22 protein-coding genes are annotated in these 24,688 nt (G+C 62.0%); 7 read left to right on the forward strand and 15 right to left on the reverse strand.

Annotated features, from left to right (window positions below):
- Together O3297_RS08045 and O3297_RS08050 are read right to left on the reverse strand one after the other, a co-directional pair.
- The gene (locus O3297_RS08045) at nucleotides 1-255 is read right to left on the reverse strand and encodes a hypothetical protein (protein WP_034785932.1); all 255 of its coding nucleotides are present in this window, start codon (nucleotides 253-255) and stop codon (nucleotides 1-3) included.
- A gap of 21 nt (nucleotides 256-276) precedes the next feature.
- Nucleotides 277-1,062, reverse strand: a complete 786-nt coding sequence (locus O3297_RS08050; protein WP_070279907.1) for a DNA/RNA non-specific endonuclease — start codon at nucleotides 1,060-1,062, stop codon at nucleotides 277-279.
- A 214-nt stretch (nucleotides 1,063-1,276) separates the two neighbouring features.
- Between O3297_RS08050 and O3297_RS08055 the strand changes: the two genes are divergently transcribed.
- Nucleotides 1,277-1,804: an SRPBCC family protein gene (locus O3297_RS08055; protein ID WP_034785934.1), complete on the forward strand. Its 528-nt coding sequence runs from the start codon at nucleotides 1,277-1,279 to the stop codon at nucleotides 1,802-1,804.
- 79 nt (nucleotides 1,805-1,883) lie between these two features.
- Here the strand turns inward: O3297_RS08055 and O3297_RS08060 are convergent, their stop codons facing one another.
- From O3297_RS08060 to O3297_RS08085, 6 genes are all read right to left on the reverse strand, one after another.
- Nucleotides 1,884-2,897, reverse strand: coding sequence for a response regulator (locus tag O3297_RS08060; protein ID WP_052140444.1), 1,014 nt, complete (start codon nucleotides 2,895-2,897; stop codon nucleotides 1,884-1,886).
- A complete protein-coding gene (locus O3297_RS08065) occupies nucleotides 2,890-3,987 on the reverse strand; it encodes a hybrid sensor histidine kinase/response regulator (protein WP_176383957.1) in 1,098 nt (365 codons plus the stop codon). The genes O3297_RS08060 and O3297_RS08065 overlap by 8 nt, the downstream gene beginning before the upstream one ends.
- Nucleotide 3,988: 1 nt before the next feature.
- Nucleotides 3,989-5,332 carry a sensor histidine kinase gene (locus O3297_RS08070; RefSeq protein ID WP_034785939.1) on the reverse strand — a complete coding sequence of 448 codons (1,344 nt, stop codon included), beginning with the start codon at nucleotides 5,330-5,332 and terminating at the stop codon, nucleotides 3,989-3,991.
- On the reverse strand, nucleotides 5,332-6,726 hold the full coding sequence (locus O3297_RS08075; protein WP_034785940.1) for a class I SAM-dependent methyltransferase: 1,395 nt from the start codon (nucleotides 6,724-6,726) through the stop codon (nucleotides 5,332-5,334). The genes O3297_RS08070 and O3297_RS08075 overlap by 1 nt, the downstream gene beginning before the upstream one ends.
- Nucleotides 6,727-6,990: 264 nt before the next feature.
- Nucleotides 6,991-8,016, reverse strand: coding sequence for an AraC family transcriptional regulator (locus O3297_RS08080; protein ID WP_034785941.1), 1,026 nt, complete (start codon nucleotides 8,014-8,016; stop codon nucleotides 6,991-6,993).
- A complete protein-coding gene (locus O3297_RS08085; protein ID WP_176375716.1) occupies nucleotides 8,016-8,918 on the reverse strand; it encodes a GGDEF domain-containing protein in 903 nt (300 codons plus the stop codon). The genes O3297_RS08080 and O3297_RS08085 overlap by 1 nt, the downstream gene beginning before the upstream one ends.
- Before the next feature lie 306 nt (nucleotides 8,919-9,224).
- Here O3297_RS08085 and O3297_RS08090 point away from each other — a divergent pair, with 306 nt between their 5' ends.
- On the forward strand, nucleotides 9,225-11,762 hold the full coding sequence (locus O3297_RS08090) for a TonB-dependent receptor (protein ID WP_305048300.1): 2,538 nt from the start codon (nucleotides 9,225-9,227) through the stop codon (nucleotides 11,760-11,762).
- Nucleotides 11,763-11,779: 17 nt separating this feature from the next.
- Nucleotides 11,780-13,639, forward strand: a complete 1,860-nt coding sequence (locus O3297_RS08095; protein ID WP_305048301.1) for a phytase — start codon at nucleotides 11,780-11,782, stop codon at nucleotides 13,637-13,639.
- 76 nt (nucleotides 13,640-13,715) lie between these two features.
- Here the strand turns inward: O3297_RS08095 and O3297_RS08100 are convergent, their stop codons facing one another.
- The 3 genes from O3297_RS08100 to O3297_RS08110 all read right to left on the reverse strand — a co-directional run bounded on the left by O3297_RS08100 (nucleotide 13,716) and on the right by O3297_RS08110 (nucleotide 17,350).
- Nucleotides 13,716-14,129, reverse strand: a complete 414-nt coding sequence (locus O3297_RS08100; protein WP_305048302.1) for a hypothetical protein — start codon at nucleotides 14,127-14,129, stop codon at nucleotides 13,716-13,718.
- A 393-nt stretch (nucleotides 14,130-14,522) separates the two neighbouring features.
- The gene (locus tag O3297_RS08105) at nucleotides 14,523-14,765 is read right to left on the reverse strand and encodes a hypothetical protein (RefSeq protein ID WP_305048303.1); all 243 of its coding nucleotides are present in this window, start codon (nucleotides 14,763-14,765) and stop codon (nucleotides 14,523-14,525) included.
- A gap of 245 nt (nucleotides 14,766-15,010) precedes the next feature.
- Nucleotides 15,011-17,350 carry an SMP-30/gluconolactonase/LRE family protein gene (locus tag O3297_RS08110; protein WP_305048304.1) on the reverse strand — a complete coding sequence of 780 codons (2,340 nt, stop codon included), beginning with the start codon at nucleotides 17,348-17,350 and terminating at the stop codon, nucleotides 15,011-15,013.
- 398 nt (nucleotides 17,351-17,748) lie between these two features.
- Here O3297_RS08110 and O3297_RS08115 point away from each other — a divergent pair, with 398 nt between their 5' ends.
- A complete protein-coding gene (locus tag O3297_RS08115) occupies nucleotides 17,749-18,627 on the forward strand; it encodes an EamA family transporter (protein ID WP_070260689.1) in 879 nt (292 codons plus the stop codon).
- 153 nt (nucleotides 18,628-18,780) lie between these two features.
- Entirely contained in the window at nucleotides 18,781-19,188 is a 408-nt protein-coding gene (locus tag O3297_RS08120) for a cytochrome c family protein (RefSeq protein WP_305048305.1), read from the forward strand.
- Between the two features lie 183 nt (nucleotides 19,189-19,371).
- Here the strand turns inward: O3297_RS08120 and O3297_RS08125 are convergent, their stop codons facing one another.
- Nucleotides 19,372-19,635, reverse strand: a complete 264-nt coding sequence (locus tag O3297_RS08125; RefSeq protein ID WP_199534280.1) for a DUF378 domain-containing protein — start codon at nucleotides 19,633-19,635, stop codon at nucleotides 19,372-19,374.
- A gap of 321 nt (nucleotides 19,636-19,956) precedes the next feature.
- Here O3297_RS08125 and O3297_RS08130 point away from each other — a divergent pair, with 321 nt between their 5' ends.
- The gene (locus O3297_RS08130) at nucleotides 19,957-21,345 is read left to right on the forward strand and encodes a methyl-accepting chemotaxis protein (protein WP_305048306.1); all 1,389 of its coding nucleotides are present in this window, start codon (nucleotides 19,957-19,959) and stop codon (nucleotides 21,343-21,345) included.
- A 35-nt stretch (nucleotides 21,346-21,380) separates the two neighbouring features.
- On the opposite strand, the gene O3297_RS08135 is transcribed toward O3297_RS08130, so the two are convergent.
- The 3 genes from O3297_RS08135 to O3297_RS08145 are packed head-to-tail and all read right to left on the reverse strand — an operon-like array spanning nucleotide 21,381 to nucleotide 23,442.
- A complete protein-coding gene (locus tag O3297_RS08135; protein WP_305048307.1) occupies nucleotides 21,381-21,905 on the reverse strand; it encodes a GNAT family N-acetyltransferase in 525 nt (174 codons plus the stop codon).
- A 7-nt stretch (nucleotides 21,906-21,912) separates the two neighbouring features.
- A complete protein-coding gene (locus tag O3297_RS08140; protein WP_305048308.1) occupies nucleotides 21,913-22,485 on the reverse strand; it encodes a helix-turn-helix transcriptional regulator in 573 nt (190 codons plus the stop codon).
- A gap of 54 nt (nucleotides 22,486-22,539) precedes the next feature.
- Nucleotides 22,540-23,442: a LysR family transcriptional regulator gene (locus O3297_RS08145; RefSeq protein ID WP_034786119.1), complete on the reverse strand. Its 903-nt coding sequence runs from the start codon at nucleotides 23,440-23,442 to the stop codon at nucleotides 22,540-22,542.
- Nucleotides 23,443-23,549: 107 nt separating this feature from the next.
- On the opposite strand from O3297_RS08145, the gene O3297_RS08150 reads away from it, so the two are divergent.
- Complete coding sequence (locus tag O3297_RS08150) at nucleotides 23,550-24,632, forward strand: YeiH family protein (RefSeq protein WP_305048309.1); 1,083 nt, start codon at nucleotides 23,550-23,552, stop codon at nucleotides 24,630-24,632.
- The last annotated feature ends 56 nt before the right edge of the window (nucleotides 24,633-24,688 follow it).

A 24,688-nucleotide genomic window follows, 5' to 3' on the forward strand; every position in this document is an offset into this window, starting at 1 on the left:
TCACTCGAACGGATTGGCCACCGACGTCACCTCGGGCGGCGGCAGCTGGTCGGGCAGTTCCTGCTTCTCCAGCTGCGCCACCACGTCGCCCAGCAATTTTTGCAATTGCTTCGCCAAGGCCAGGCCCGGCTTGTCCAGGGTCAGGTCGATGTCGCCGCTGATGCTGATGCGGTCGATCCTGTTTTCGATAGTCAGACTGCCAATGTCCAGCACATCGCTTTCATTGGCATATGGGACGAATTTCTTTGCGCACATGGGATTTCCTTTTTGACGGTCTTATTTCTTGGACTTGCTCTTTACCTTGGGCAAACTCAACATGCGCAACTTTTGCTGGCGCGTCAGCGACGGTAACAGATCGATGCCTATCCTGTCTTCCAGTTGCGCAATGCTCAACACTTCATACGTCTTGGTATCGACGTTTTCAATGAAGTAGGCGGCGCCGGCGCGCTGGCGCGGGCTATACACTGCCTTGTACAGATGGCTGGGCACAATGACTCTTCCCACCTTGCGCAGGTTGCCGCCAATAAAAGCCGGGCCCGTGATCACGTACAGGTCGCCTTCCTTCTTCGCCATCTTGCGCACGGCGCCCTCGATGCCGGCCCACACATAGCGGTTGTTGCGCGCATCCTGCGGCACCATGTTGGCGAGGGTGAAGCTGTCGCGCTGGCTCTGGCGGTCCGGCATGTCGCCGTTGGGCGCCATGTGGCCACGGTCGAAGCCGCTGCGCGCATAATCGGCCAGTTCCGCACGCTGGGCGGCGGGCAGCTTGCGTTCGGCATGGAAAGAGTTTTCGCGCGACAAATCCTGTGCCGCTTCCAGGTTATTCGCCGTCAAATGTTCAGCCGACCACAGCGGCGTGCGCGTGATACCCGAGTGCATCACGCCAAACACGTTGTAGCACAGCTCCTTGGTGGCCACGTCCAGCTTGGGGTTGGTGATTTCCGGCTTGCGGCCATCGACGTAATGGGCAGGACAGGCATCGGCATGCGCCAGGTTCGCGGCAAAGGCGGAAGCCAGCAGGCCGCACGCCAGGGTCAGCCTGGCGATCGATCGTTGAATCATATTTCCCTCTGAAATCTTGCAGGCCAGCATTCTAGCGGACGCCGGCCTTCAGCACCAAGCTGCACAAACCTGGCGTGCGCGGCGAAAAACGGGCGTACAGGCGGTCCTGCGCAGAGCTGGCGCAAATAAAGGCCAACAGGCCGCGCACAGCCATTCATATCTGCTAAGATTGCCTTGATTTGTTCGCATCGACCATTCAAGATTTGGAGAGCATATGATCAAAAAAACCCTGCTGCTGATCGTTGTCGTCGTCGCCGCCATCCTCGGCTATGCCACCACCAAGCCCGACACCTTCAGTGTCCAGCGCGAAATCACCATCAAGGCCCCGCCCGAGAAAATCGCCGCCCTGATCACGGACTTCCACTACTGGGCCGCCTGGTCGCCGTGGGAAAAGCTCGATCCGGCCATGCGCCGCACGTTTACGGGTCCGGCCAATGGCCTGGGCGCGCAATATGCGTGGACGGGAAATGACAAGGTGGGTGCCGGCCGCATGGAAATCACGGAAGCGGCCCAGCCCGAACGCACCGTCATCAAGCTGGACTTCCTCAAGCCGTTTGAAAGCCATAACACCACCACCTTTACCATGGCGCCCGAAGGCGATGGCACCAAGGTGAACTGGACCATGACGGGCCCCAGCCCTTACGTCAGCAAGGTCATGACGGTGTTCGTCAGCATGGATACCATGATAGGCAAGGATTTTGAAAAAGGCTTGAACAACCTGAAGGCGGCGGCGGAACGCTAAGCCCGCTCACCGCCAACTAAAACAGGGCCCGCGCGGCCCTGTTTTAGTTGGCGCCGCCCCTTGCGGGGGCATGCTTAGCTTAGAACTGCTCGATCCAGGCCGCCAGGTGGTCTGGCGTGAGCGCCGGTTCAGCCTGCACCACCTTGCCTTGCAAGCCTTGCTCCGTCTTGCTGAGCTGCAAGGACCAGCCGCGCCGCGCCAGCCACAGCAAGCTGGCCAGCCAGAATGAGTGGATGGGCGAGACGGGCGTGGTGGTCGGCGTTTCCAGGAATTCCGTCAGCAGCCGGCCATCGAGAAACAGCGCCGTGCCGCCCTGGTTTTGCAGCGCCGCGCCGAATACGGGCAGCAGCATGTCGATCGTCTGTTCCACGCCACGCCCCGGATAGTCGCGTTCGAGCGTGTCGAGCTGCTGGCGCACGGCGGCGGCAAAGGCCGTGCCGCGGAAGGCTTCCGAGCTGACCAGGTCGGCATAATCCATCAGCAGCCAGTCCGGCTCGGGCGGCGTGACGCCGGCCGTCAAGGCCGCCGACAAATACGCTTCCACGGGCAACTGCTGCTCCGGACCAGCCAGGCTGGCGCAAAGCGCGTAGAGGGTGCCGATGCGGTTGGCGACGGCTTGCCGCTGACGCACCATCAGCTTTTCGCGCAGCAACTGGGCGTGCTCGTTGCGCAAGCGCGCCAGTTCCAGCGCCTGCTTGAGTTCCATGCGCAGGGCCGCGATATCCCACGGCTTCTGGATGTAGCGGTGGATCTGCCCCTGGTTGACGGCTTCCACGGTGTGCTCCAGCTCGGAATACGCGGTGGTCAAAATGCGCACGATGTGCGGATGGCGGTCCCAGGCATACGACAACAGCTCGTTGCCATAAGCGCCGGGCATGCGCTGATCCGACACCAGCACGGCGATGCGGTCGGCCTGCTCGTCGAGGATGCGCTTGCCCTCCTCGACCGAGGTGGCCGTCAGCACAACGGCCAGCGGCGCGATAGCGCGCTGGAAATATTTGAGGGCGTTGGCCTCGTCATCGACATAGAGTATCGTCGGCAAGCCTTGCGCCGGCTCACGCTGAGCCGGTAAACGCAGATTGGCGTCAATCATGCTCGTTCCTTATATGTACTGGAAAATTCAGGGTTACCGTGGTGGAAGTGCCAAACTCGGTGGCGATATCGAGGTTGCCGCCGAACGACTGCATCATGCGGTGACAAAACACCATGCCCCAGCCCTTGCCTTCGCCGCCGCCGGTACTGACGGGGTCGATCAACAGCTGTTCGACGATCTCGGGGGCGATGCCGGCGCCATTGTCGCGCACCATGATGCGGCCGGCGTCGATGCGGATGCCGATCGCCGGATGGGCTTGCTCGCCGGCCGAGCGCAAGGCATTCGCCAGCACGGACGATAAAATCAGCGCGACGCAATTGGGCGACTCGGCAATGGAGAAATCGTCACCCACTTCGACCGTGATGGCGGCGCGCTGGGCCGTGCTCAAGGGATAGCTGTCGAGCAAGGCGGCCAGCAGCTGGCGCGCGCTGCCGGCGCGGCGTCCGCCCTGCATGCCCGGCCCGGCACTGGCCAGGCGCACCGTGTCGATAAAGCTGGCCAGGACGGACAGGCAATAGCGCGCATTGTCGTGCATCAAGGCGGCCGCTTCGCCGATCTCGGCCTGCGGTGCCGCGTCCGCCTGCGCGCGCCGCGCGATGCCGCGCGCAAAATTGGCGATGGCCGCCAGCGGGGTGTTCAATTCATGCGCGAGGAAAGCCAGCGATTCCTCCATCGCCACCAGGCCCTGGCGGCGCGCGGCGCGCTCGCGTCCCGTCTGCACGGCCAGTTGCAGCGCCGTTTGCATGGCGGGCAAGTCGAGCGGCTTTTCCAGCAGGCGGAACACCGCGCCGCCGTTGATCAGTTCGAGCAGCACGTCCTTGTCCGCATACGCGGTCACCAGCATGCAGACGATGTGCGGATAGCGCTGCGCCACTTCCTGCAGCAATTCGCTGCCCAGGCGGTCCGGCATGCGGTAATCGGTGACGAGCACGTCGATCTGGCCGGCGTCGTCTTGCAGCAGAGCGAGCGCAGCATCGACGCTCTGCGCCGTCAGCACGCGGTAGCGTGGCCCGACGGCGCGCTCGAAATACTTGCAGGCGAGCGCTTCATCGTCCACGTACAGCACGCTGGCGCGGCTATCGTTATCCATGCTAGCGGCCCTCCCAATCGGAGCGCTGCAAGTCGAAATTCATGCTGGCCCACACGCCCAGCTCGCTTTCGGCGCTGAGGGTGCCGCCGTGGCGCTCGATCACGCCATAGCTGATGCTCAGGCCCAGACCCAGGCCCTGCCCTACTTCGCGCGTGGTAAAGAACGGTTCGAACACGCGCGCCAGGTTTTCCGGCGCGATGCCAGGGCCGTTGTCGCGCACGCTGATGCGCAGGCGGTTCTCGTCCCAGTGGGCCGTGATGCGGATCTCGAACGGCGGCGCATTGCCCTTGCGCATGGACAGCACGGCATTGCCCAGCAAGTTGATCAGCACGCCCACGATGGCCGCCTCGTCGCCGCGCACCAGGGTGTCGACGGGCAAGTCGTGGCTGATGCTGACATTTTTCGTTTCATGCCCCACCAGGCGGATGGCCGCGTCGAGCGCGCTGCGGAACTGGAAATGCCCCGTTTCGAGCTGGTTACCGCTCTTGCGGTAGGCAAAGGTCTTCAAGTCGGACACGATGTGCTGCACGCGCAGCATGCCCTGCTTGGCGTCGGCCAGGCATTCGCTGACCAGTGCGCTTTGCTGGGCGGCCGGGTCTTCGATGGCCACCTCGATGGCCATCATGCAGAAATTCACGGGGTTATTGACTTCATGCAGCATGCCGGCGGCCAGGGTGCCGATGGCGGCCATTTTCTCCTGCTGCAGCATCTGCCCCTTGATATCGGCCAGGCTCTTGTTGGTTTCTTCCAGCTGCGTGTTCTTTTGCGCCACTTCCGCCTTCAGCTGGAACAGCATGAAGCGGGCGCGCTCATTAAAATAGGTAAATACGGCGCTGATGCTGGCCGACATGATGAGGAACAGGCAGTTGACGACAAACGTGCCCGGCAAGTCGAAGCCGCCCGCATGCCAGGCGCAGGCGGCCACATACAGCAGGCAGGAGATGGCGCCGAAGACCATGTTTTGCCACAGGCCGAACGCCAGCACGATGCCCGACGAATAGATGGCCAGGGTCATGCCCACATAATAGATCGAGGTGGCGCCTTCCGTGACGGCGATCATCCAGGCAATCATGATTTGCGGCAGGATCAGCCAGACAAACGTCAGGCCCTGGATGCGGTCTTGCGCCCAGCGCGTGCGCATGGCCAGCACGACACAAAAGATCAGCACGGACACGACGATGCGCGCGCTGGTAAACGCCGATTGCTTGTCCGGGTACAGGGCCGAATCGAGGCCCATGCCCAGCAGGATCAGCACGATGCCCGTGTAGGCCCCGCCGCGGCTGAATTCCAGGCGGAAGTCGCGCAAAACGGCCGTATAGCCGGCGTGCAGGCCTGGAGTATCCATCAAGGAATGCTCACTTCCGCGAACACATTCACGCCCGTCGCGTCGACATAGATCAGCGGATCCGTTGCATGTTCGGGCAGCAAGGCCGACAGGCCTTCCTCATTGCGATAGATCAAATGCCACTCCAGCAAATGTTCCATGCCGAACTTGCCCGGATTGTTCGCATGCACATTGGTGACGAGCAAACGTCCGCCCGGCCCCACGCGCGAGGCGAAGTGCATCAGCAGGCGCGCGCACACCTTGTCGGACAGGTAGTCGAACAGGCCGGCGCAATACACGGCGTCGAAACTGCCCGGCAAGCCCGTAATGCCCGAGCCATGGCGGCGCTTGAGCAGGTTATGCACGGAATCGTGCACATAGTCGATCTCGACCACGCGCCCCGTGCGCTGCATGATGGTGGTCAGGCGCGCGCGCGTCCAGTCCAGGGTCTCGCTGCTGAAGTCGACCAGCTCGAAGGCCAGCCATTGCGCATCGGGACAGGTTTCCAGGAAACGCTGCACCTCGATGGCCGGGCCGCAGCCCACGTTGAGCACCTTGTAGACGCGCCCGGCAGTGCGCGCCGCGGCCGCCTTCTGCGACAGGAATTCCGTCAGTATATCGATGCGGTTGCGGTGCGCCGTCGCCACGGCCGCCTGCAGGAAGGCCGCATTGACGATCTGAAAATAGGTGCTCGGGCCCTGGCGCGGATCGTCCAGCAGCTGGTTGACCATCTGGTAATCGCCCGCATAGCCGAGCGGTTTGGTAAACGTGCGGAAGACGAACGGTGCGCGCAGGATCAATGGATGCAGCGCCGCCTGGGCGAAGGCGCGGTGCGCCGGCGCCCGCTCTTCCTCGACGAGCGAGGCTTCCACCTCAAGCTGGCGCAGGTACAGCTGGGTCTGCTCCATCAGCGGCAAGGCCAGTTCATCGAAGATATCGGGGCGCAGCCGGCCGTTTTCCTTGGGCAGCGAGTCGGACAGGTCGACCTGCTCGACCCAGCGCGCCACTTCCGACAGGAAGGCGCGCATTTCGTTGACGACGATCTGGTAGTCGCGGCGGATGCGGAAACGCTCGCCCCAGCCGGCGACAAAGGCGCTGGACTCTTTCAGCACGGCGCCCTTGACGACGACCACGTCGCTCAGCTCGCGCCACTCGTCGATCAGGGTCACGGATACGATGGCGGTCAGGCCCGTGTTGACGCTGCTGATGACGACGGCCTTGCCCACGTAGGCATTTTTCGCCCCCATGCGCACCGTCACGTCATTGAGCACCTCGCTGACCTGCACAATCGAGTATGGATTATAGATTTCCATGACCAGCGAATTGCGCTGCAAGTTGAAAATCGTGCCACGCACCGCCTCACCCTGGGTGTTGCGGAAACTGACGACTGGATCGATCTGCGATTGTGAATACACGATTGAGCATTATCAAGTTGCCTGGTTTCCGGCACACCACACGGGTGACGCCAGTTTCCAGGCTGGGTTAAGGCACGGCACACCGGTCGTCTGCCGCCGGCCCCGCCATCAAGATGGCGGTATTGCGGCGTCGTTTGACGCCGTGCCGGAGCGCCTCAAAGCGCGTCTGTTCGCTCTCTGATCGAGTGTACTATGGATGTAGCAGAACGGGCAATTGTTCCCTCAGGAACGACTGTCCGTGGCGCTGGCGCGCAACGCCGGCGATCAACCAGCCACGAACAGTGCCAGCGCGTGACGCAATAGTTGCGGCGTCTGCCCCGTCCAGCGCTTGAACGAGCGGCGGAAGTTGGTGGCATCATGAAAGCCAAGGTAGGCGGCCACGGCATCGTTATCGTAGCCATGGGCCTGGAACAGGTAGATGGCCTTGTGTGCGCGCACCTGGTCCAGCTCGGCCTGGAAATGCGTGCCATGGCGCGCCAGGTGGCGTTTCAGGGTGGCGGGACTGACGCCAAACTCCTGCGCCGTGCGCTCCAGGGTCGGCGCGCAGCGGATATTGGCCAGCAGGTAGTCGTACAGCGCGCCGAGCAGGCTCGCTGCCGGCACGGGCGCCAGGGCGGCCGCCCGCAAGGCCAGCGCCGCCGCCGTGGCATTGCCGCGTGGCCAGGGTTTATCCAGCCAGCTGGAATCGATGAGCATGGCATCGACCTGGCAATCGAAACGCAGCGCCTGGCCCAGGTGCACCTCATGCTGTTCGACGTGGCGGGGCCGCGCGCGGTTGAAGCAGAAGCGCCACGGCAGGGACTGCCCGGCCAGCCAGCGGCACATGGCCGCCAGTGCCGTCATGTGCATTTCCACCAAAAAAGGCAGCTGGCTCGGCGCGCCGAATGCATCGACCCAATACAGCACGTGCATGTCGCCCGCTTCGCGCAAGCGCGGCTGCAGCAGCGGACACAGCAAGGTATGAAAGCCGCACAGGATGCCCAGCGCCTGGCGCAGATTCTGCGCCTGCAGCAAGGCATGGCTGGCGGCGCCGTAATGGCCGGGCAGCATTTGCTGGCCCAGCATGAAGCTGGTGTCGGCACTGTCCAGGCCGCGCGCCACGTTGGCCAGCAATTGCAGGTATTGCGCGGCGCTGACCTGGCTTTCCTCGGACGGCAGCGCGCCGCCATCGAGACCCGTGCCCTTGAGCAGCGGCGCCACGGCCAGCTCCCGGCTGCGCGCGTAATCGAGCACCAGCGCCGGCTGGTGATGGGCCGCGATGCTGGGGTCGCCTTGCTGGTTCAGCGGCATCAGGCAGGCGCGGCGGAACTGATTCCGGCACCGGAGCGCGGCGTTTCCACGGCCCGGCTCAGCTCGGCCAAGACCACTTCCGGCACGCCATCGGTCAGCGAGCAGGCATGCCGCAGGCTCAGGCGGATTTCGCGGTTATCGTTGGCGTGGTGGCGCATCTGCCCCACCATGGCGCACAGGTGGCGCGCCTTGACGGCCGCATCTTCGCGCGACACGCCCGGCATCAGCACGGCAAAGCGGTCGCCCGCATAGCGGCACAGCAAATCGTCATTGCGCAAGTTCAGCAGCAGCATGTGGCCCACGGCTTGCAGCACGCGGTCGCCTTCGCGGTGGCCGTATTCGCGGTTAATCAGGTGAAAGCTGTCGATATCGAGCAAGACCAGCGCGCAATCGAGGCCGGGACGGCGCTCCTGCTCCAGGCGCATCTGCGTGCGCAGGTAGCTGGCGTCGGCCAGTTGCGTGATACGGTCGAAGGCGCGGTGGTCGCGGAACAGGCGTTCGCGCTTTTGCAGGTGTTCATTTAACCGGAACTGTTCCTGGCGCCAGTAATACATGCCGATCGTCAGCACCAGCATGCCAAACGGAATCAAGGCTTCCAGCCAGTTATCCCACACGGCGCTCTTATCGACGGCAAAGAATTCATCGAGGCAATCGGCCCAGGAGCCCAGCATGATGGCGCACAGGCCACCCGCGATCAAACTCGTCACCAGCCCGCGGGGACGGCTGCTGAGGGTAAACAAAAACCAGATGCCCGCCATGACGGCCGTGCCGCCTTCGCAGACGATATCCATCCACTTCCAGATGGCAAACGGTTTAAGCTGCCCCAGTGTGGCATACAGGAACAAGAACAGGGGCAACGCGAGCGCGGCGGCAATCAGGCTGTTACGGTGCAACGGCAGCATGTGGGAAACCTTTAAAAGTGGTGCTGTCGCCACGATAGCGCCCGCCCATGACGGCACGATGACATGCCCTGCGCCCGTGCGGCAGGTGCAAACGGCTCATCATTAGCAGTGCCGCTGGTGCGGATTTGGCAAGCCGCATCCCATGCGCCCCGCGCTGGCAGGTCATTTCAGCTCATGGCAGCGCCATTCCAGCCGGAAAGCGTTCGCATGCCGTTGTTTTCAGGGTGGCAAGCCCTTGCCTGTCACGCAACCGTCATATTTGCTGCCTAGAATCCGCCCGGTTCCTTCCCCCTAACCGAGCTCTTCATGAAAACCATGCACACATCGTTCCCCTCCCCGCTGCGCCTCACAGCCCTGGCCCTCGGCATCATGGCCGTCTTCAGCGGCCAAAGCCATGCGCAAGCGCAAGATGCGGACGGCCAGCCGGCCGCCACCGTGGTCGTCAGCGGCCAGCGCGCCAGCCTGCGCAACGCCATCGCCGCGCAAGAGAAAGCCGACAACATCATCAGCGTCATCAGCAGCGACGATATCGGCGGCTTGCCCGACAAAAACGCGGCCGAGGCGCTGGCCCGCTTGCCGGGCGTGTCCGTGCAGCGCGACCAGGGTGAAGGCCGCTACATCACGGTGCGCGGCCTGGGCCCGGACCTGAACGCCGTCACCATCAACGGCGCGCTGGTGCCGTCGCCGGAAGCGGGCCGCCGCGCCGTGGCGCTGGACATCCTGCCAGCCGGCCTGATCCGCACCTTGGAAGTATCGAAGACCTTGCTGCCGGAAATGGATGCCAACTCGCTGGGCGCCACCGTCGAGGTGAAATCGCTGTCCGCCTTCGACTTGCCGGGCAAGCTGCTGTCGGCCAACGTGGGCGCCAGCTACGATGAAAAGACGGGCAAGACCAGCCCCAGCGGCGGCGCCCTGTGGGCCCAGCGCTTCCTCGACGGCAAGCTGGGCGTAGCCGCCGGCCTGAGCGCGGAAAAGCGCTCGTTCGGCTCCGACGACGTGGAAACGGGCGGCGCCTGGAGCAAGGGTAAATTGTCGGGCCTGGAATTGCGCGACTACCTGCCCGTGCGCAAGCGCGGCGCGCTGGCCGTCAACCTCGATTACCGTCCCGAAGCGGGCAATAGCTGGTTCCTGCGCTCCTTCGTCAGCGAGTTTTCCGATGATGAAGTGCGCGACCGCCTGACCATCAGCAATATCGCGGGCGGCAGCCTGGCCGAAGGCCAGACGGCCAGCGCGCGCGCCGAGCGCCGCATCCGCCAGCGCAAGTACACGCAGCAAGTGCGCTCCTTAGTCCTGGGCACGCAGCAGAAATCGGGCGACTGGACGCTGGACGTGAAAGGCGGCATGAGCCGCGCCACGGAAGACACGCCGGAGTCGCTGAATGATGGCCGTTTCCGCGGCACCAGCAATTTCGCGGGCATCAGCTTCACGGACACGCAGGAACCAAAATTGAGCGGCCCCGCCTCGCTGTACGACCCGGCCAGCTACGCGCTCAACGCCATCACCCTGCAAAAGCGCTACTCGAAGGACAATGAGCACCACGCGCGCATCGACCTGGCGCGCAAGTTCGACATCGCCACCCTGAAGTTCGGCGCGAAAGTCAGCCGCCGCGAAAAATCCAATGACACGGATCAATGGGCGTATAACAGCAGCAAGGCTTCCAGCGGCAATTACTGGGGTGCAGGGTCGACTTCGATGAGCAACTTCGTGCAAGGCCATAATCTCGACTACGACCTGGGCAACATCGGCGTGGCGCTGGACCCGGCCCTCATCCGCGCCCGGGTCGCGGGACTGGACCGCGCCAAGGCGCGCCTGGCCATGGAATCCATCATCAACGACTACCGCATGCATGAAGACATCAACGCCATGTATGTGCAGAACAGCTATGATTTCGACGCCTGGCACATCCTGGGCGGCGTGCGCGCCGAGCGCACCAGTTTCGAGGCGGCCGGCTCGCAAGTGGACAGCGCCGGCGTCGCCACGGCCTTGACGCGCGAACGCTCGTACACCAACTGGCTACCAAACCTGCAAACCCGTTATGACCTGGATCAAAAGACCAGCGTGCGGGCCGCCTGGACGCAAGCCGTCGTACGCGCCAACTTCAGCCAGCTGGCGCCGGGCATCAGCCTGGCCAGCAACACGGAAGCCGTGATCGGCAACCCGGATTTGAAGCCCTTGAAGGCAAACAACCTGGACCTGGGCATCGAGCGCGTGCTGGGCAACGACGGCGTGATGTCAGCCTACGGCTTCTACAAGGACATCAAGAATTTTACGTACACGACGAACTTGGCCGGCACGGGCCAGTGGGCAGGCTACACGACGGCCACCTCGTATGCGAACGGTGACGCGGCCAAAGTAAAGGGCATCGAACTGGCCTACATGCAGCCGCTGCGCATGCTGCCGGCGCCATTCAATAAATTCCTCGTCGGCGTCAACGGCACCCTGAGCACCTCGAGCGCGCAAATCGGCCGCTTCGACAAAGCCAGCAACAAGCAGATGAACCGCGATATCCGCCTGCCGGGCCAGTCGAACCAGGTGATGAACTTGATGCTGGGCTATGAAACGGGCCCGGTCAGCGCCCGCCTGGCCCTCAACTACAAGTCGCCGTATCTGCTGGAAATGGGCGGCGACATCCTCGACCAAAGCCAGGACCATATCGTCGCCAGCCAGAAGCAGCTCGATTTCTCGCTGTCGTACCAGATCAATAAACAATTCCAGCTGATGTTCGAGGCGGCTAACCTGAACAACGAGAAATACTATGTCTACCAGGGCACGAAGCAATACAACGTGCAGAACGAACAATATGGCCGCACCTTTAAAGTGAGCCTGAAAGCCAGCGCCTTCTGATGATGATTTCCAATAACATGAAAAAAACCGTCCTCTGCAGCGCTTTGCTGGCTGCCTTCTGCATCATGGGCACGGCACAGGCTGCGCCTGCCCAAGCTGTCCCCTCCTTCACGCAGGAAGCGGAAGAACTGGCCCGCCTGCCCGGCGGCGGCTGGCTGACCCTGGACAAGCACGGCTTGCGCCTGTTCGATCCTGCGGGCAAGGAACAGGACCGCATCGCCGTGCGCGCCAAGCAGCTCGACACGCGCAGCGATGGCAACAAGGTGCTGGCCGTGTTCCTGGAAGCGGACACGCAGCGCCCGCTTCCCGTATCCGTCGATGTGCTGGCCGGCAAGCTGGTCAAGCTGGCGCCGTTCCCCATCCCGACCTTTTCCGTGGAAGCGTCGTGCCTGTACCGCGACGCGCAGCAGCTAGCCCATCTGTTCTTGATCGGCAAGGATGGGCAAGCGGAACAGTGGGTGATGCAGGGCGAACAGCGCAGCCTGGTGCGTAAACTGGCCTTGCCGCCGCACGCGAAACATTGCCGCGCCGACGATGGCGCCCAACGCCTGCTGGTGAGCGAAGCCAACATGGGCGTCTGGGCGTATGACGCCGAGTCCGAAGGCATGGGCAAACGCGAAGTAGTCGCCCTGCGCAAGCCGTACGGCCAGCTGGACGGCGGCGCCGGTGCGCTGGCCGTGCTGCCAGGCGGCGTGGCAGTTCTCGACGGCAAGGCGGAAAAGCTGCACCTGTACACCCATCAGGGAAGTCAATGGACGGCCATGCCGCCGCAAGCCATCGCCTTGAACGTGCGCAAGGGCGACAGCCAGCTGGCACTCAATGGAAATTCGTTGATGTTACGCGGCAAGAACGGTTGGCAAGCGCGGCCCTTGAAATGGACGGGCAAGGCGGAAACGCAGCCTGCGGTGGCCATCATCGCCCCGCAAGGCCAGACGGCGCCCATGGCGCGCCAGGGCGACGCAGCCGACGACCCGGCCATCTGGCTGTCCAGCAATCCCGCCAACGCACGCATCCTCGGCACCAACAAGAAACAGGGGCTGCTCGTCTACGACTTGCAAGGCAAGCAGACACAGCTGCTGGAAGTGGGCCGCCTGAACAACGTCGACGTGCGGCAGAACATCAGTCTTGGCGGCAGCAAGGTCGACCTGGCCGTGGCCACCCAGCGCGACGACAACAGCATGATGTTGTTCACCATCAATGCCAGCGGCGACGTGGCGGAAGCGGGCCGTTTCCCTACCGGCCTGAAAAGCATCTACGGCATGTGTTTGTACCAGCCGGCCAGCGGCGGCGTGGAAGCGTTCATCAACGACAAGGACGGCACGTTCCAGCAATACAGCATCGGCCTGGAAGGCAACAAGTTCAACGCCACCCTCTTGCGCAGCTTCAAGGTGGCCACGCAACCGGAAGGCTGCGTGGCCGACGACGCCAACGCCCGCTTGTTCCTGGGCGAGGAAACGCGCGGCATCTGGACCACCTCGGCCGACGCCGCCAAGCCGGACGCCATGACCATGGTCTTGCCCGTGGGCGCGCACCTGACGGCCGACGTGGAAGGCATGGCCATCTACCGCAAGCCAGGTGGCGCAGCCAACACCGGCTACCTGATCGTTTCCAGCCAGGGCGACAGCAGCTACGTGGTGCTCGACGCGCAAGCTCCCTACAAGGTGCGCGGGCGCTTCAAGGTGGGTTTCAACTTGCCCGCCAGCATAGACGGCACCTCGGAAACGGACGGCCTCGACGTCACCTCCGCCAACCTGGGCGGCGCGTATGCGCAAGGCATGCTGGTGATCCAGGACGGCTACAAGCGCTTGCCCGATGGGCCGCAGAACTTCAAGTATGTGGCGTGGGGGGATGTGGCGAAGGCCTTGAAGCTGGAATAATCAGGCGGGGCCGGCCCCGCCGGGGGAATGCGCCCTAATGGGGCGCATCCCGATCCCGAGGAGCCCGGCCCCGATACTATCTGCGCGGCATATCGATATAAAATGGCAGGCGCTTGCCGCACAAGTCCACCATGCCAGACATCGCTAGTCGATCCGCCGACAATTCAATGATGTTGACAGCCGACACGTCACCATATTCCATCATATAGATACCCGATTCCTCTGCCCCGGGATGCATATCCAGCATCCCGATCGCCAGCGCTCCTCCCTGCCCCTCCGGTATGCGCAAGCCATGCAGGAAAAAGGCAGGCGGATACAACGCCCACGACCATTCCGCATCCTCCGGCTCGGTCAAGCGCATAAACACCTCATCGTCGCCATGGATATCGATATTTAGCTCCAGCATGCCGCTGCCATGCGCTTCCAGACTAATGCTTGATTTCGCTACATCCACTTCAAAATTGGTGTTGCCGATACTAAAAACAGTCATTCAATACTTCTCCTGAGTTACAAGCAAATAGACGGTGCGATAAACAGCAAGAAATGCAGGATTTCCGTGTCTTCACCATATTAATTTAACTATTATCAATGCGCACAGCAATGACATTAAACTTTACCGTCTTTAATAATGTCAATGAATGCAAGAAAGGTCCGTTTATCCGCAAAACAGATAAAACTTGTAGTGTCCGCTTGCGCCCTATTGTGTTGAAAATGTCGAGCGGCAACCATTTCGGGATGTCTCAAATCTCCAAGCAGTCGGTGATCGTTCAATAGCGGCGGTTCTGGCCAGTCCAGGCTGGCAGGAATTCTATCTACAGGTCAAGGTACCCGCGTTTTTCAACAAAATAGCCCCAAAGCGGACGTCCGAGAAAACAACCATAGGCTAGTTGCATGGGAGCTTTTCAATCTCCGCCAATACAGTCAACGATGATCCAAAGCCCTGAGCGCAAGCCATCAGTTCCATCTTTGTAGCAAGTGGCACTTGAGCCAGATGGCAGACACAATGATCCAAAGCCATCTCCCATTCGCCATGTCCATTCAAGCTTTCGCATGTTCGAAAAACTTCGCTAGACAACGCCTCACGCAATTTCGACAGTAGCAAGCTAAATTGAGTGGACTCATCCATGCATTTCTCCTTCAAATCGAACGTCCGCTTGTCGCCGAACTCGGTCGACAGCGCTCAGCATAGCAGCTTGTCCAACTGCAAAAATCACAGACTCTCACTCTCGCCTGAAGCCGCCCAAAAGCCGCCTGTCGCGTATCCTTCGAAGCTGACACTGTCCCGCGTGTCAAAATGATCGCAACGCCACCTTTTAAGGCCGAACCTGACGCCGCCAATGCACAAGGGCGGCGGGCGGCCCTATAACTTCCTTAAAGTGGCAGCTTGAAGACGCCATTCGCTGATGTCACCAGCAAGGCACCGTTGGCGTCGAATGCCAGCCCCATCGGCCGATTCAGGGCACCAGCGAAGGCGCCGAGCGTGTTGCCGGTCAATCCACGCGTGCCAGCCACCGTGGTGACCTCGCCGCTGGTACTAATTCTCCGTACAAGGTTGTTCTCCGTATCGGCGACATATACATTGCCAGCCTTATCAAGTGCGATGCCATGCGGCCCGTTGAAGCTTGCAGCGCTGCCTCTGCCGTCCGCGTCGCCGGCGACGCCAGTTGTTCCGGCCAGCGTGGTCACGACACCGGCTGGCGTAATCTTGCGCACATTGTGATTGAGCGAATCCGTCAGGTACAAATTGCCGCTGGTGTCAAAGGCTATCGCCCTCAGGTAGCCGAAGCGCGCCTGTGCCAAGCTGCCGTCGGCAGTGCCTCCGCTCCCGCCCCCCAGAGTGCCTGTCAGCGTAGTGACGTTGCCGTTGGCATCGACCTTGCGGACGGCTTGATAGTCTGCGACGTATAAAGTAGCGTTGCCATCAATCGCAATCCCGTTGGTGCTGGAGAATCCTGCTTTGGCGCCCTGGCCATCAGTGGGCCGGCTCCTGTTTTCGTAACTACCGGCCAAAGTGGTCACGACTCCGTCATTACCGACCCTGCGGATGGTGTTACGAAAGGCGTCGGCTATGTAGGCGACGCCATCACTGCCTACAACGATACCGGCGGGCTGTGCAAATGTCGCCTGCGCGCCGGTGCCATCGCCCGAACTCAGGAAGGAACCATGGCCCGGGTTCCCTGCCAAGGTGCTAGTGACCCCGACAGCACTGACCCTGCGTATCAACTGATTGCCGGTATCAGCGACAAAGAGGGTGCCGTCGCTGTGCAAAGCGATCGCTTGTGGCCCGGCAAAGCGGGCCTCGTTGGCCAAGCCGTCTGTGACTCCAATGCCAGAGTTGCTGCCGGTGATGGTAGTGACTTCCCCCGATGGGGTAATCTTACGCACGCCATTGAGCTGCAGGCCGGGATTGGAATCTGACACGTATACATTGCCAGCGCCGTCCACGGCCAGCCCGTATGGCAAGTTGAATCGCGCAGCCGCACCGATACCATCAGCCACGGCAGGACGCAGTTGTGAGGCGGTGCCTGCCAGCGTCGATACGACGCCTGCCGGGGTGATTTTTCGGATCGTATGATTTCCCTCGTCAGCGACAAACAGATTGCCCTGCTTATCGATGGTTAAGCCGTTCAGGGAGCTGAAGGTGGCCACCGCACCCGCGCCGTCGGCGGAGCCGTAGGCGCTGCCGCCAGCCAGCGTAGATACGATCCCGGCAGGGGTCAACTTGCGGATCCGGCTGCCAACGATGCCATTGATATTGCTGCCGGCATCGGCGACATAAATCGCTCCGGCGGTATCCACCGCGATGCCACTGATGCCGCCGAAACGCGCGGACTTGGCATCGCCGTCGGACGTACCATATGTCCGCGAGATGCCAGCCAAGGTGGTGACAGTGCCGTCAGGAGTGATTTTGCGGATGGTGGCCCCTCCGCCCACATAGACACTGCCGCTGGCATCCACAGTAATCGCCAGCATGGAGTCAAAGCTGGCGGCTGTTCCTTTGCCATCTGCCGCGCCGCAGCTGGAACTGCCGGCCAGCGTAGTCAACAGACCTGCGGGGCTGATCTTGTGTATCACGCAGCCTTGGTCGGTCGCGTACAAGTTTCCCATGGCATCACGTGTCAGCGAGACCACCTGCGACAGCTGCGCAGTGGCATCACCGGCGGCGGCTGTCAATGTCAGCATGTGTGACACGCCTTGTTGTGTCACCACCCGCAAATGACTGTCGTCTGCTCGGTCGGATAAGTAGATGGCACCATTGTCATCCACAGCGATACCTTTGATCTCGACGTGGCCATTGAAGCTGTTACCTGCTATGGCGCCCGCCAGCAATGACTTGCTTGCCACGGTCAGTTTGGCGGCGGAGCTGGTGATGCTTCCCGCGCTGTTTCGCACGATAACCGTCCACAGGGTGCCATTATCACTCACCTGCACTTGCAGCATGTATTGCGCGGAGGTGGCGCCAACCACGTCGCTACCGTTACGCTGCCATTGGTAACTAAGGGGCGCTGTGCCGGTGGCAGTCACGGAAAAAGTAACACTGCCGCCCTCAGGGGCAGAAATGCTCAATGGCTGGGCAGAAATAGATGGCGCGTTTGACGCCGCGGGGTTATTGGTGGGAGCGGAACCACCGCCGCCGCAGCTGGCAACGGCGGCCAAAAGCAGGAGGGGTATCAGCTTGATGCAGGCCATAGGCAAATTTATTTTTCGCATTTCTGTCTTGAATGTTGGATTGAAGCGGATTGAGACATCTAGTGGGCCTACTACCAACGTCTTGTAGCTTGCCCCAACGTCAAAAGCCCAGTCACAAGCGTATGAGTGTATTTCTCCATCACGTAACGTCTGGTATTGGCCGATTGCCGACTCTTTTAGTCGAAATCCCGATTAGCATTAATATCAGTCTTTAATGTGCTAATGGTAAAGACTGTTCGATTAGGAGCGGCTGCTCCCGATCATTAGTAAACAATTTTACAACTGTAGCGTATTTTGCAACATGATATAGAAAAAGAAGCCGCGATGCACCAGTCATGTCAGCAACTACCTCATTAAATTTCCTCGGCTTACCAATCTGCCAGCGACTGCCAGCCTCAGGCATATTAGAATACCGTCCCATGACCTCCCCCGCCTCGACCTCCGCCCTTCCCGACAGCATCCTGCTCCCGTCCCTGGCCGTACTGGGAGGGCAGATTTCCGTCAATCTGGGGGCGGCGATTGCGAAGAATCTGTTTCCTGTCATTGGCGTGGAAGGGATTACGGCGTACCGGGTGGGGTTTTCAGCGCTGATCCTGCTGGCCATCTTCCGGCCGTGGCGCTATCGGCTGACGCGCAAGGATGTGCTGAACTTGCTGGTCTATGGTTCCGTGCTGGGGTTGATGAACTTGCTGATTTACCGGGCGTTTGCGCTGATACCGATCGGTATCGCCGTCGCCATCGAGGTGACGGGGCCGTTGGCCGTGGCCATGCTGTCGTCGCGGCGGCCGCGCGATTTGCTGGCGGTGGCGTGCGCCGTGTTTGGCTTGTATCTGCTGCTGCCGCTGCAAGGCAGTCCGGGCAGCCTGGACCCCGTCGGCGTGGCGTATGCGCTGGGAGCTGCGCTGTGCTGGGCGCTGTATATCATCTTCGGCAAGCGCGCCTCCACCTTGCAAGGCGGCCAGGCTGTGGCCTGGGGCATGACGGTGGCGGCCATGGTGACGGTGCCTATCGGCGTCGCATATTCGGGCACGGCCTTGCTGGCGCCATCGATTGCCTTAATGGGCCTGGCCATTGCCATGCTGTCCAGCGCCCTGCCGTACTCTCTGGAAATCTTTGCCCTTCGCCGTTTGCCGCAAGGCGTGTTCGGCATGTTCAGCAGCGCGGCACCCGCCGTCAGCGCGCTGGCCGCCATGGCGGTACTGGGCGAGTTGCTGAGCCTGACCCAGTGGCTGGCCATCGCCTGCATCGTGTTTGCGTCGGCCATGGCGGCGCTCGGCGCACAGGGCGGCAAGCGCTAGCGCCATTCAGGCCATCCCGCATCGATTCCTGCGCGCTTCCTGCAGCTATTCCTGCGCTGCTGCCTGGCATCGCTGCGCCGCTGACGGACAGGTTTTGATGCCCGCCTGTAAAATACGTCATTGCTTGCCATATCGTGCACTTCCGCCTCACCGATGACCTATCCATTTCTTTTTCGCTGGCCCTCCCCTCTCGCCGCCGCAGCCGTGCTGCTGGCGCCAGTCGTCACCGCACAGGCGGCCGCTCCTGGCGCCCTCACGGGCAACGCCGAAGCGGGCAAGGCCGCGTTTCGCAAGTGCGCCTCTTGCCACCAGGTGGGGCCATCGGCGCGCGGCGGCTTCGGCCCCAAGCTGACGGGCGTGATCGGCCGCAAGGCCGGCTCCACCACCGACTATAAATACTCGGCGGCCATGAAAAACACGAATATCGTCTGGACCGAGCAAAACCTGGCCGGCTTCCTGAAAGCACCGAGCGACTTCATTCCCGGCAACAACATGCGCTTCTGGGGCATCGGCAACGCCCAGCAAGTGGCCGATCTGCTCGCCTATCTGCGCACGCAATAAGCACATGCAATAAGCACATGCAATAACGTCAGCGTCCAAACTGGCCGAGCGCCAGCCTGTACGCAGGCTGGCACATGCACGCGCACAAGGCGGCATCAGGCCCCTGACGCCAGATCAAATTCCCGACGCTTGCAGCACGCCCTTGCGCTTCTTGTGCGCCGCCTCATAGTCGCGCAGACGACTCTAGGGCTTGGCTGGCAGCTTGCGCACGCACAGATAGATGGAATACAGCGCCGCCAGCCCCACCAGCACGTACACCCCGCGCGACGCCGTCGACATGGCACCGAGGATGCGGGCCACGATATCGATATCGAACAAGCCCACCAGCGCCCAGTTCAAGCCGCCCACGATCAGCAGGATCATCGAGATCCAGTCCACCACGTTCAGGCGCTTGGCCGTCATTTCCTCATTTGCCGCACCGTCCGATCCTGCCTGGATATTCGCCATGTCAGCCTCCTGTGAATAAGAAGAAAGACCCGCCGCCGGGTCCGTGCAAGGAACAGTGTAGACGCGGCGCCGGCATGCGCCAGTCGGACGATGCCGGGTATCGAGGTAGGATGCGTCTGCAATACGGCGGGTGATTTTATCTGGCAACATGCCATGCCGCTGTTGCTAAACAGGCAGTGACTAATTCCAATATGGAAATATTTATAGATTACTTAGTACCGCGCTGCTACACTCATTTCACCCCGGCAACTTCAGGGGACAAGCGCCGCGTCATGCCGCAGGCATGGGAACCGGCCACCATGGGACAACAGCTGAGGGGACATGAATATTTCAAACATACGTATCGGTGTGCGCCTGACCACAGGCTTTTTGCTCACTTCGCTATTACTGGCCGTGGTGGTGGTCATCAGCACATGGCAGCTGTCGGCGGTAAGCGGGGAAATCGACAGCAGCGTGAACCAGCGCTATGCGCGCATCGCGCAATTGCAAGCCACGCACAACAGCACGCAGGAACAGCCGGCCCTGCGCGAGCTCGACCAGCAGATCGCCACGCAATCGGTGCAGATGCGCACGGCGGCCGAGGCGGCCATGGCCCGCGCGCACGATACCAGCGTGCTGATCATTGCGCTGGGCCTGGTCGGCGGCGTGTTGAGCCTGGCGACGGCCTGGTTCATCAGCAGCGGCATCGTGCGTCCCTTGCGGCATGCCGTCAAAGTGGCGCGCAAGGTGGCTGGCGGCGACTTAAGCGAACATATCCGCGTCGATTCCCGCGATGAAGTGGGGCAACTGCTGCAGGCCCTGAAAGACATGAATGCCAGCTTGATCACGATCGTGGGCGAGGTGCGCGGCGGCACGCACGAGATCGCGGGCGCCTCGGGAGAAATTGCCGCCGGCAACCTGGACTTGTCGCAGCGTACCCAAGCGCAAGCCAGCTCGCTGGAGCGCACGGCCGCCTCGATGGACGAGCTGACGGGCACCGTCAAGCAAAATGCCGATAACGCACGGCAAGCCAATCAGCTGGCGCAATCGGCCGCCGCTGTGGCAGGCAAAGGGGGGACGGTCGTGGCGCAAGTGGTCGATACCATGAGCTCGATCAACGCTTCCTCGAAAAAGATCGTTGACATCATCGGGGTCATCGACGCCATCGCCTTCCAGACGAATATCCTGGCCTTGAATGCCGCCGTGGAAGCGGCGCGGGCCGGAGAACAGGGGCGCGGTTTTGCCGTCGTGGCCGCTGAAGTGCGCACCCTGGCCCAGCGTTCTGCCGGCGCGGCAAAAGAAATCAAGCAACTGATCGGCGACTCCGTCGAGCGGGTCGACGCTGGCGCCCGCCTGGTCGATACGGCCGGCGCCACCATGCGCGAGATCGTGGCCAGCGTGCACCGCGTTACGGACATCATGGGCGAGATCAGCATGGCCAGCGGCGAGCAATTGTCCGGCATCGAACAAGTCAATGCCGCCATCGTGCAGATGGAACAGGTGACGCAGCAAAATGCGGCCTTGGTGGAGCAGGCATCGACGGTGGCGGCCAGCATGCAGCAGCGCGCCACGCTACTGTCAGGCACGGTGGGTATCTTCAAGCTGAGCCGTGACCAGGTGTCAGCCCAGGCCGCGCACGGCATCAGCCTGGTGGCCGGACAGGCTGCGCACGCCATTTCCGCGCCGGCAAACCTGTCTGCCACAAGCGTTAGAGCGCGGCTGAAAGCCTGAGTTCCCCCGGCCATCGCAGCGCCGCCATAGAATCGCTACAGCTGCTTGTACATGATGGTGGTGGGGTCCAGCCGGTCGCCGGCCGGCGCCAGCGCATAGCCGGGAATGCTGCCGGCCACCACATAGCCGAGCGACAAGTACAGCGGTTCCGCGTGGTCGCTGCTGCGCGTGTCCAGGGTCAGCAGGCTACGCGGCAAGAGGCGCGCCTGTTCTTCCAGCGCCTGCATCAGCTGGCGCGCAAGGCCGCGCCGGCGGAAAGCGGGCGCGACCAGCAGCTTGCGCACTTCGGCCCGGTGTGCCTGGTTGGGATTGGTATCCCAGTCCAGCTGCACGGCGCCCACCACCTGCCCGTCCACCTCGGCCACCAGCAACAGGCGCACGCCGCGCGTGACGGCCGGCAAGACGTTATCCGTCCAGAACGCCTGGCTGGCCGCCGTGTCGAAGGGCAAGATAAAACCGATGCTGGCGCCGTCGTGCACGCAGTTTTGCAGCAAGGCCCCCAGTTCCGGCAAGCGGTCACGTACATCGGTGGATGAAAAATGGCGTAGCGATACGGGCATGGCGACCTCAGACAAGAAAAAGAAAATAGCGGGCGCCGCTATCCGGCGGCGTCGTGAATGCACTGGGGCCATGCAGCTGGTAGCGCAGGCAGTCGCCAGCCAGTAAATCGTGGGAGCGGCCGTCAACGGTCACGTTCAGCTTGCCTTGCTGCAGCAACAGATGGTGTTCCATGCCGGGCCGGGGCGAGGCCGCGTAGGCGATCGTCACGCCAGCGCCCAGCTCGCATTCGAGCGCTTCGCCAGCCAGCGCGCGCGACGGGGGCGAAACGGAGCGGCGGATAAAGCCCGTGTCCGGGTCGCTCCACACGCTTTGCTCGGCCCGCAGCAGCAGGGGTGGAAAGTCGTCTTCCACCATGCGCAGCAGGCGCGACATGGCCAAGCCATATGCGGCGCACAGCTTGCCCAGCACGCTTGTAGTCGGACTGACTTCGCCATTTTCCAGGCGTGACAGAGTGGCGCGGCTGACCTGGCTGGCAGTGGCCAACTGGTCCAGCGACCAACCCCGCTCCACGCGCAACTGCTTTAAACGCGCCGCCAGCCGCTGTTCCGTATCGCTTTCTACGAATATTGAATTTTCCATATATGAGAATTTATTCCCAATATGGAAAACAGTCAAGCTGTTTGCCTGATCCCGCTAACCTGCCATGCGTGTAGCGTGGCGGCACAGCTCCAGGAAGCCGGCCAGGCGCGGGGAAAGGATTTTCCTGGACTGGCGGATCAGATAGAAATTGCGCTCCAGCGGCGGCAGCATGGTTTCCAGTTCTACCAGTTGCCCGCTGGCCAGCAAATCGGCCACGACGACGCGCGACAGGCAGGCGATGCCCAGTCCCGCCGCCGCGCCATATTTGATGGCTTCCGAATTGCTGAACTCGCCCGCGGCGCGCAGATAGTGCAGATACGGCACCAAAGCTTGCTCGACGGCTTCGCGCGTGCCCGAGCCCGCTTCGCGCAGCAGCCAGCCCGCCTGGTTCAGCTCCGTAAAGCTGAGCAGATGGCGCAATTGCGCCAGCGGATGCGTGGGCGCGGCCACGATCAGCATCTGGTCCGTCAGCCACGGCTCCACCAGCAAGCCCGCTTCGTGGCACGGCCCTTCGATCAGTCCGATATCGACACGGAACTCCGCCACGGCGGCGGCGATGTCGGCCGTGTTGGCAATCGTCACTTGCGGAATGCTGCGCCCGTATTGCTGCGCCGCCAGCGCCAGTATCTGCGGCAGCAAATAGATGCCGATGGTGGTGCTGGCGCCGATCTGCAGGCTGACGGGCACGGACGGGTCGGCGCCCGCGAACTGGCGCTCGATGCTGGCGGCTCCGTCGCGCATCTGCCGCGCCTGCGGCAACAGCAGGCGGCCATTGTCGTTGAGCAGCAAACGCTTGCCCACACGGTCGAACAGTTGCGCTCCCAACAAGGCTTCCAGTTCATTCAGGGCCGCGCTGGTGGCCGATTGCGACAGCGCAATCAACTCGCCGGCCGCACTGGTGCTGCCCGTGTCCGCCACGGCGAGGAAAATCTGCAGTTGCCGCAAGGTCAACGCCATTTTATCTACCTATCTAATCGGTTAAAGATACAAAAACAATCCGTTTTACCATTTAATCGACGAACTGTACAGTCATGCCATACGAACCAGGAACCACGGAGTACGGTATGTCATCCCTCTCAACAAGCAACACAACAAGTTTCAGCGACCGTTATGGCCGCCTTCTCCCCGGCCTGCTGCTCAGCGGCGTGATCGCCTGGGGCGCCATTCAACTGGGCAAGCTGGAATGGATGCAAAGCCACGGCATGAGTGCCCTGACCTTGGCCATCATGCTGGGCATTGTGCTCGGCAATAGCGTGTATGGCCGCCTGGCGCCCACCTGCGGCGCGGGTGTGACTTTTTCCAAACAGACATTATTACGGCTCGGCATCATCCTGTATGGCTTTCGTTTGACCTTCCAGGACATCGGTCAGGTGGGCCTGGCCGGCATCGCCATCGACGCGCTGGTGCTGGCGTCCACGTTTGGCCTGGCCATGTTCCTCGGCACCAAGGTATTCAAGCTGGAACGCAACAGCGCCATCCTGATCGGCGCGGGCAGCTCGATCTGCGGCGCGGCGGCCGTGATGGCGACCGAGCCCGTCGTCAAGGGACGCAGCGAAGATGTCACCGTGGCCGTCTCGACCGTCGTGGTCTTCGGCACCATCGCCATCTTTTTGTATCCATTGCTGTACCAGCTGAATCAAGGCTGGCATGTGCTGGCGGCAACACCATCCGCCTTTGGCGTGTACATCGGCTCGACCGTGCATGAAGTGGCGCAGGTGGTGGCGGCTGGAAAGTCGATCGGGCAGGAAGCGGCGAATGCGGCCGTGATCGCCAAGATGGTGCGCGTGATGATGCTGGCCCCCTTCCTCGTCATCCTGTCGGCGGTGCTGGCGCGCGGCAAGGCCAAAGGTGGCAACAGCGGCCACGACAAGGCGGCCAAGCTGGCCATCCCCTGGTTCGCCTTCATCTTTATTGGCGTGGTGGCATTCAATTCGCTGGGCCTGCTGCCAGCGGGAACAGTCGCCACCATCACCGAGCTCGACACAGTCTTGCTGGCCATGGCCATGGCGGCCCTGGGCTTGACGACGCACATGTCGGCCATCCGCCGCGCCGGCATCAAGCCCCTGCTGTTGGCTGGCCTGCTGTTCTGCTGGCTCATCGCCGGTGGCGCCGCCATCAACCATGTGGTGGCCAGCCTGTTTGCTTAAGGCGCAGCTTGATACAAGCCGGGGCCGCTGACGCGGGAGTCGAAAACTTCGTACAA

The organism is Janthinobacterium sp. SUN128 (assembly GCF_030587275.1).
In the GTDB taxonomy this organism is placed as follows: Bacteria; Pseudomonadota; Gammaproteobacteria; order Burkholderiales; family Burkholderiaceae_D; genus Janthinobacterium; species Janthinobacterium lividum.

Bases quoted from the DNA above. Each gene is read 5' to 3' on its own strand.
- O3297_RS08080 (WP_034785941.1), bottom strand. From the start codon at position 8,016: ATGCCGCTGAACCAGCAAGGCGACCCCAGCATCGCGGCCCATCACCAG.
- O3297_RS08120 (WP_305048305.1), top strand. From the start codon at position 18,781: ATGACCTATCCATTTCTTTTTCGCTGGCCCTCCCCTCTCGCCGCCGCA.
- O3297_RS08060 (WP_052140444.1), bottom strand. From the start codon at position 2,897: ATGATTGACGCCAATCTGCGTTTACCGGCTCAGCGTGAGCCGGCGCAA.
- O3297_RS08045 (WP_034785932.1), bottom strand. From the start codon at position 255: ATGTGCGCAAAGAAATTCGTCCCATATGCCAATGAAAGCGATGTGCTG.
- O3297_RS08150 (WP_305048309.1), top strand. From the start codon at position 23,550: ATGTCATCCCTCTCAACAAGCAACACAACAAGTTTCAGCGACCGTTAT.
- O3297_RS08105 (WP_305048303.1), bottom strand. From the start codon at position 14,765: ATGGATGAGTCCACTCAATTTAGCTTGCTACTGTCGAAATTGCGTGAG.
- O3297_RS08050 (WP_070279907.1), bottom strand. From the start codon at position 1,062: ATGATTCAACGATCGATCGCCAGGCTGACCCTGGCGTGCGGCCTGCTG.
- O3297_RS08115 (WP_070260689.1), top strand. From the start codon at position 17,749: ATGACCTCCCCCGCCTCGACCTCCGCCCTTCCCGACAGCATCCTGCTC.
- O3297_RS08065 (WP_176383957.1), bottom strand. From the start codon at position 3,987: ATGGATAACGATAGCCGCGCCAGCGTGCTGTACGTGGACGATGAAGCG.
- O3297_RS08095 (WP_305048301.1), top strand. From the start codon at position 11,780: ATGAAAAAAACCGTCCTCTGCAGCGCTTTGCTGGCTGCCTTCTGCATC.
- O3297_RS08130 (WP_305048306.1), top strand. From the start codon at position 19,957: ATGAATATTTCAAACATACGTATCGGTGTGCGCCTGACCACAGGCTTT.
- O3297_RS08100 (WP_305048302.1), bottom strand. From the start codon at position 14,129: ATGACTGTTTTTAGTATCGGCAACACCAATTTTGAAGTGGATGTAGCG.
- O3297_RS08145 (WP_034786119.1), bottom strand. From the start codon at position 23,442: ATGGCGTTGACCTTGCGGCAACTGCAGATTTTCCTCGCCGTGGCGGAC.
- O3297_RS08055 (WP_034785934.1), top strand. From the start codon at position 1,277: ATGATCAAAAAAACCCTGCTGCTGATCGTTGTCGTCGTCGCCGCCATC.
- O3297_RS08140 (WP_305048308.1), bottom strand. From the start codon at position 22,485: ATGGAAAATTCAATATTCGTAGAAAGCGATACGGAACAGCGGCTGGCG.
- O3297_RS08110 (WP_305048304.1), bottom strand. From the start codon at position 17,350: ATGCGAAAAATAAATTTGCCTATGGCCTGCATCAAGCTGATACCCCTC.
- O3297_RS08090 (WP_305048300.1), top strand. From the start codon at position 9,225: ATGAAAACCATGCACACATCGTTCCCCTCCCCGCTGCGCCTCACAGCC.
- O3297_RS08125 (WP_199534280.1), bottom strand. From the start codon at position 19,635: ATGGCGAATATCCAGGCAGGATCGGACGGTGCGGCAAATGAGGAAATG.
- O3297_RS08085 (WP_176375716.1), bottom strand. From the start codon at position 8,918: ATGCTGCCGTTGCACCGTAACAGCCTGATTGCCGCCGCGCTCGCGTTG.
- O3297_RS08070 (WP_034785939.1), bottom strand. From the start codon at position 5,332: ATGGATACTCCAGGCCTGCACGCCGGCTATACGGCCGTTTTGCGCGAC.
- O3297_RS08135 (WP_305048307.1), bottom strand. From the start codon at position 21,905: ATGCCCGTATCGCTACGCCATTTTTCATCCACCGATGTACGTGACCGC.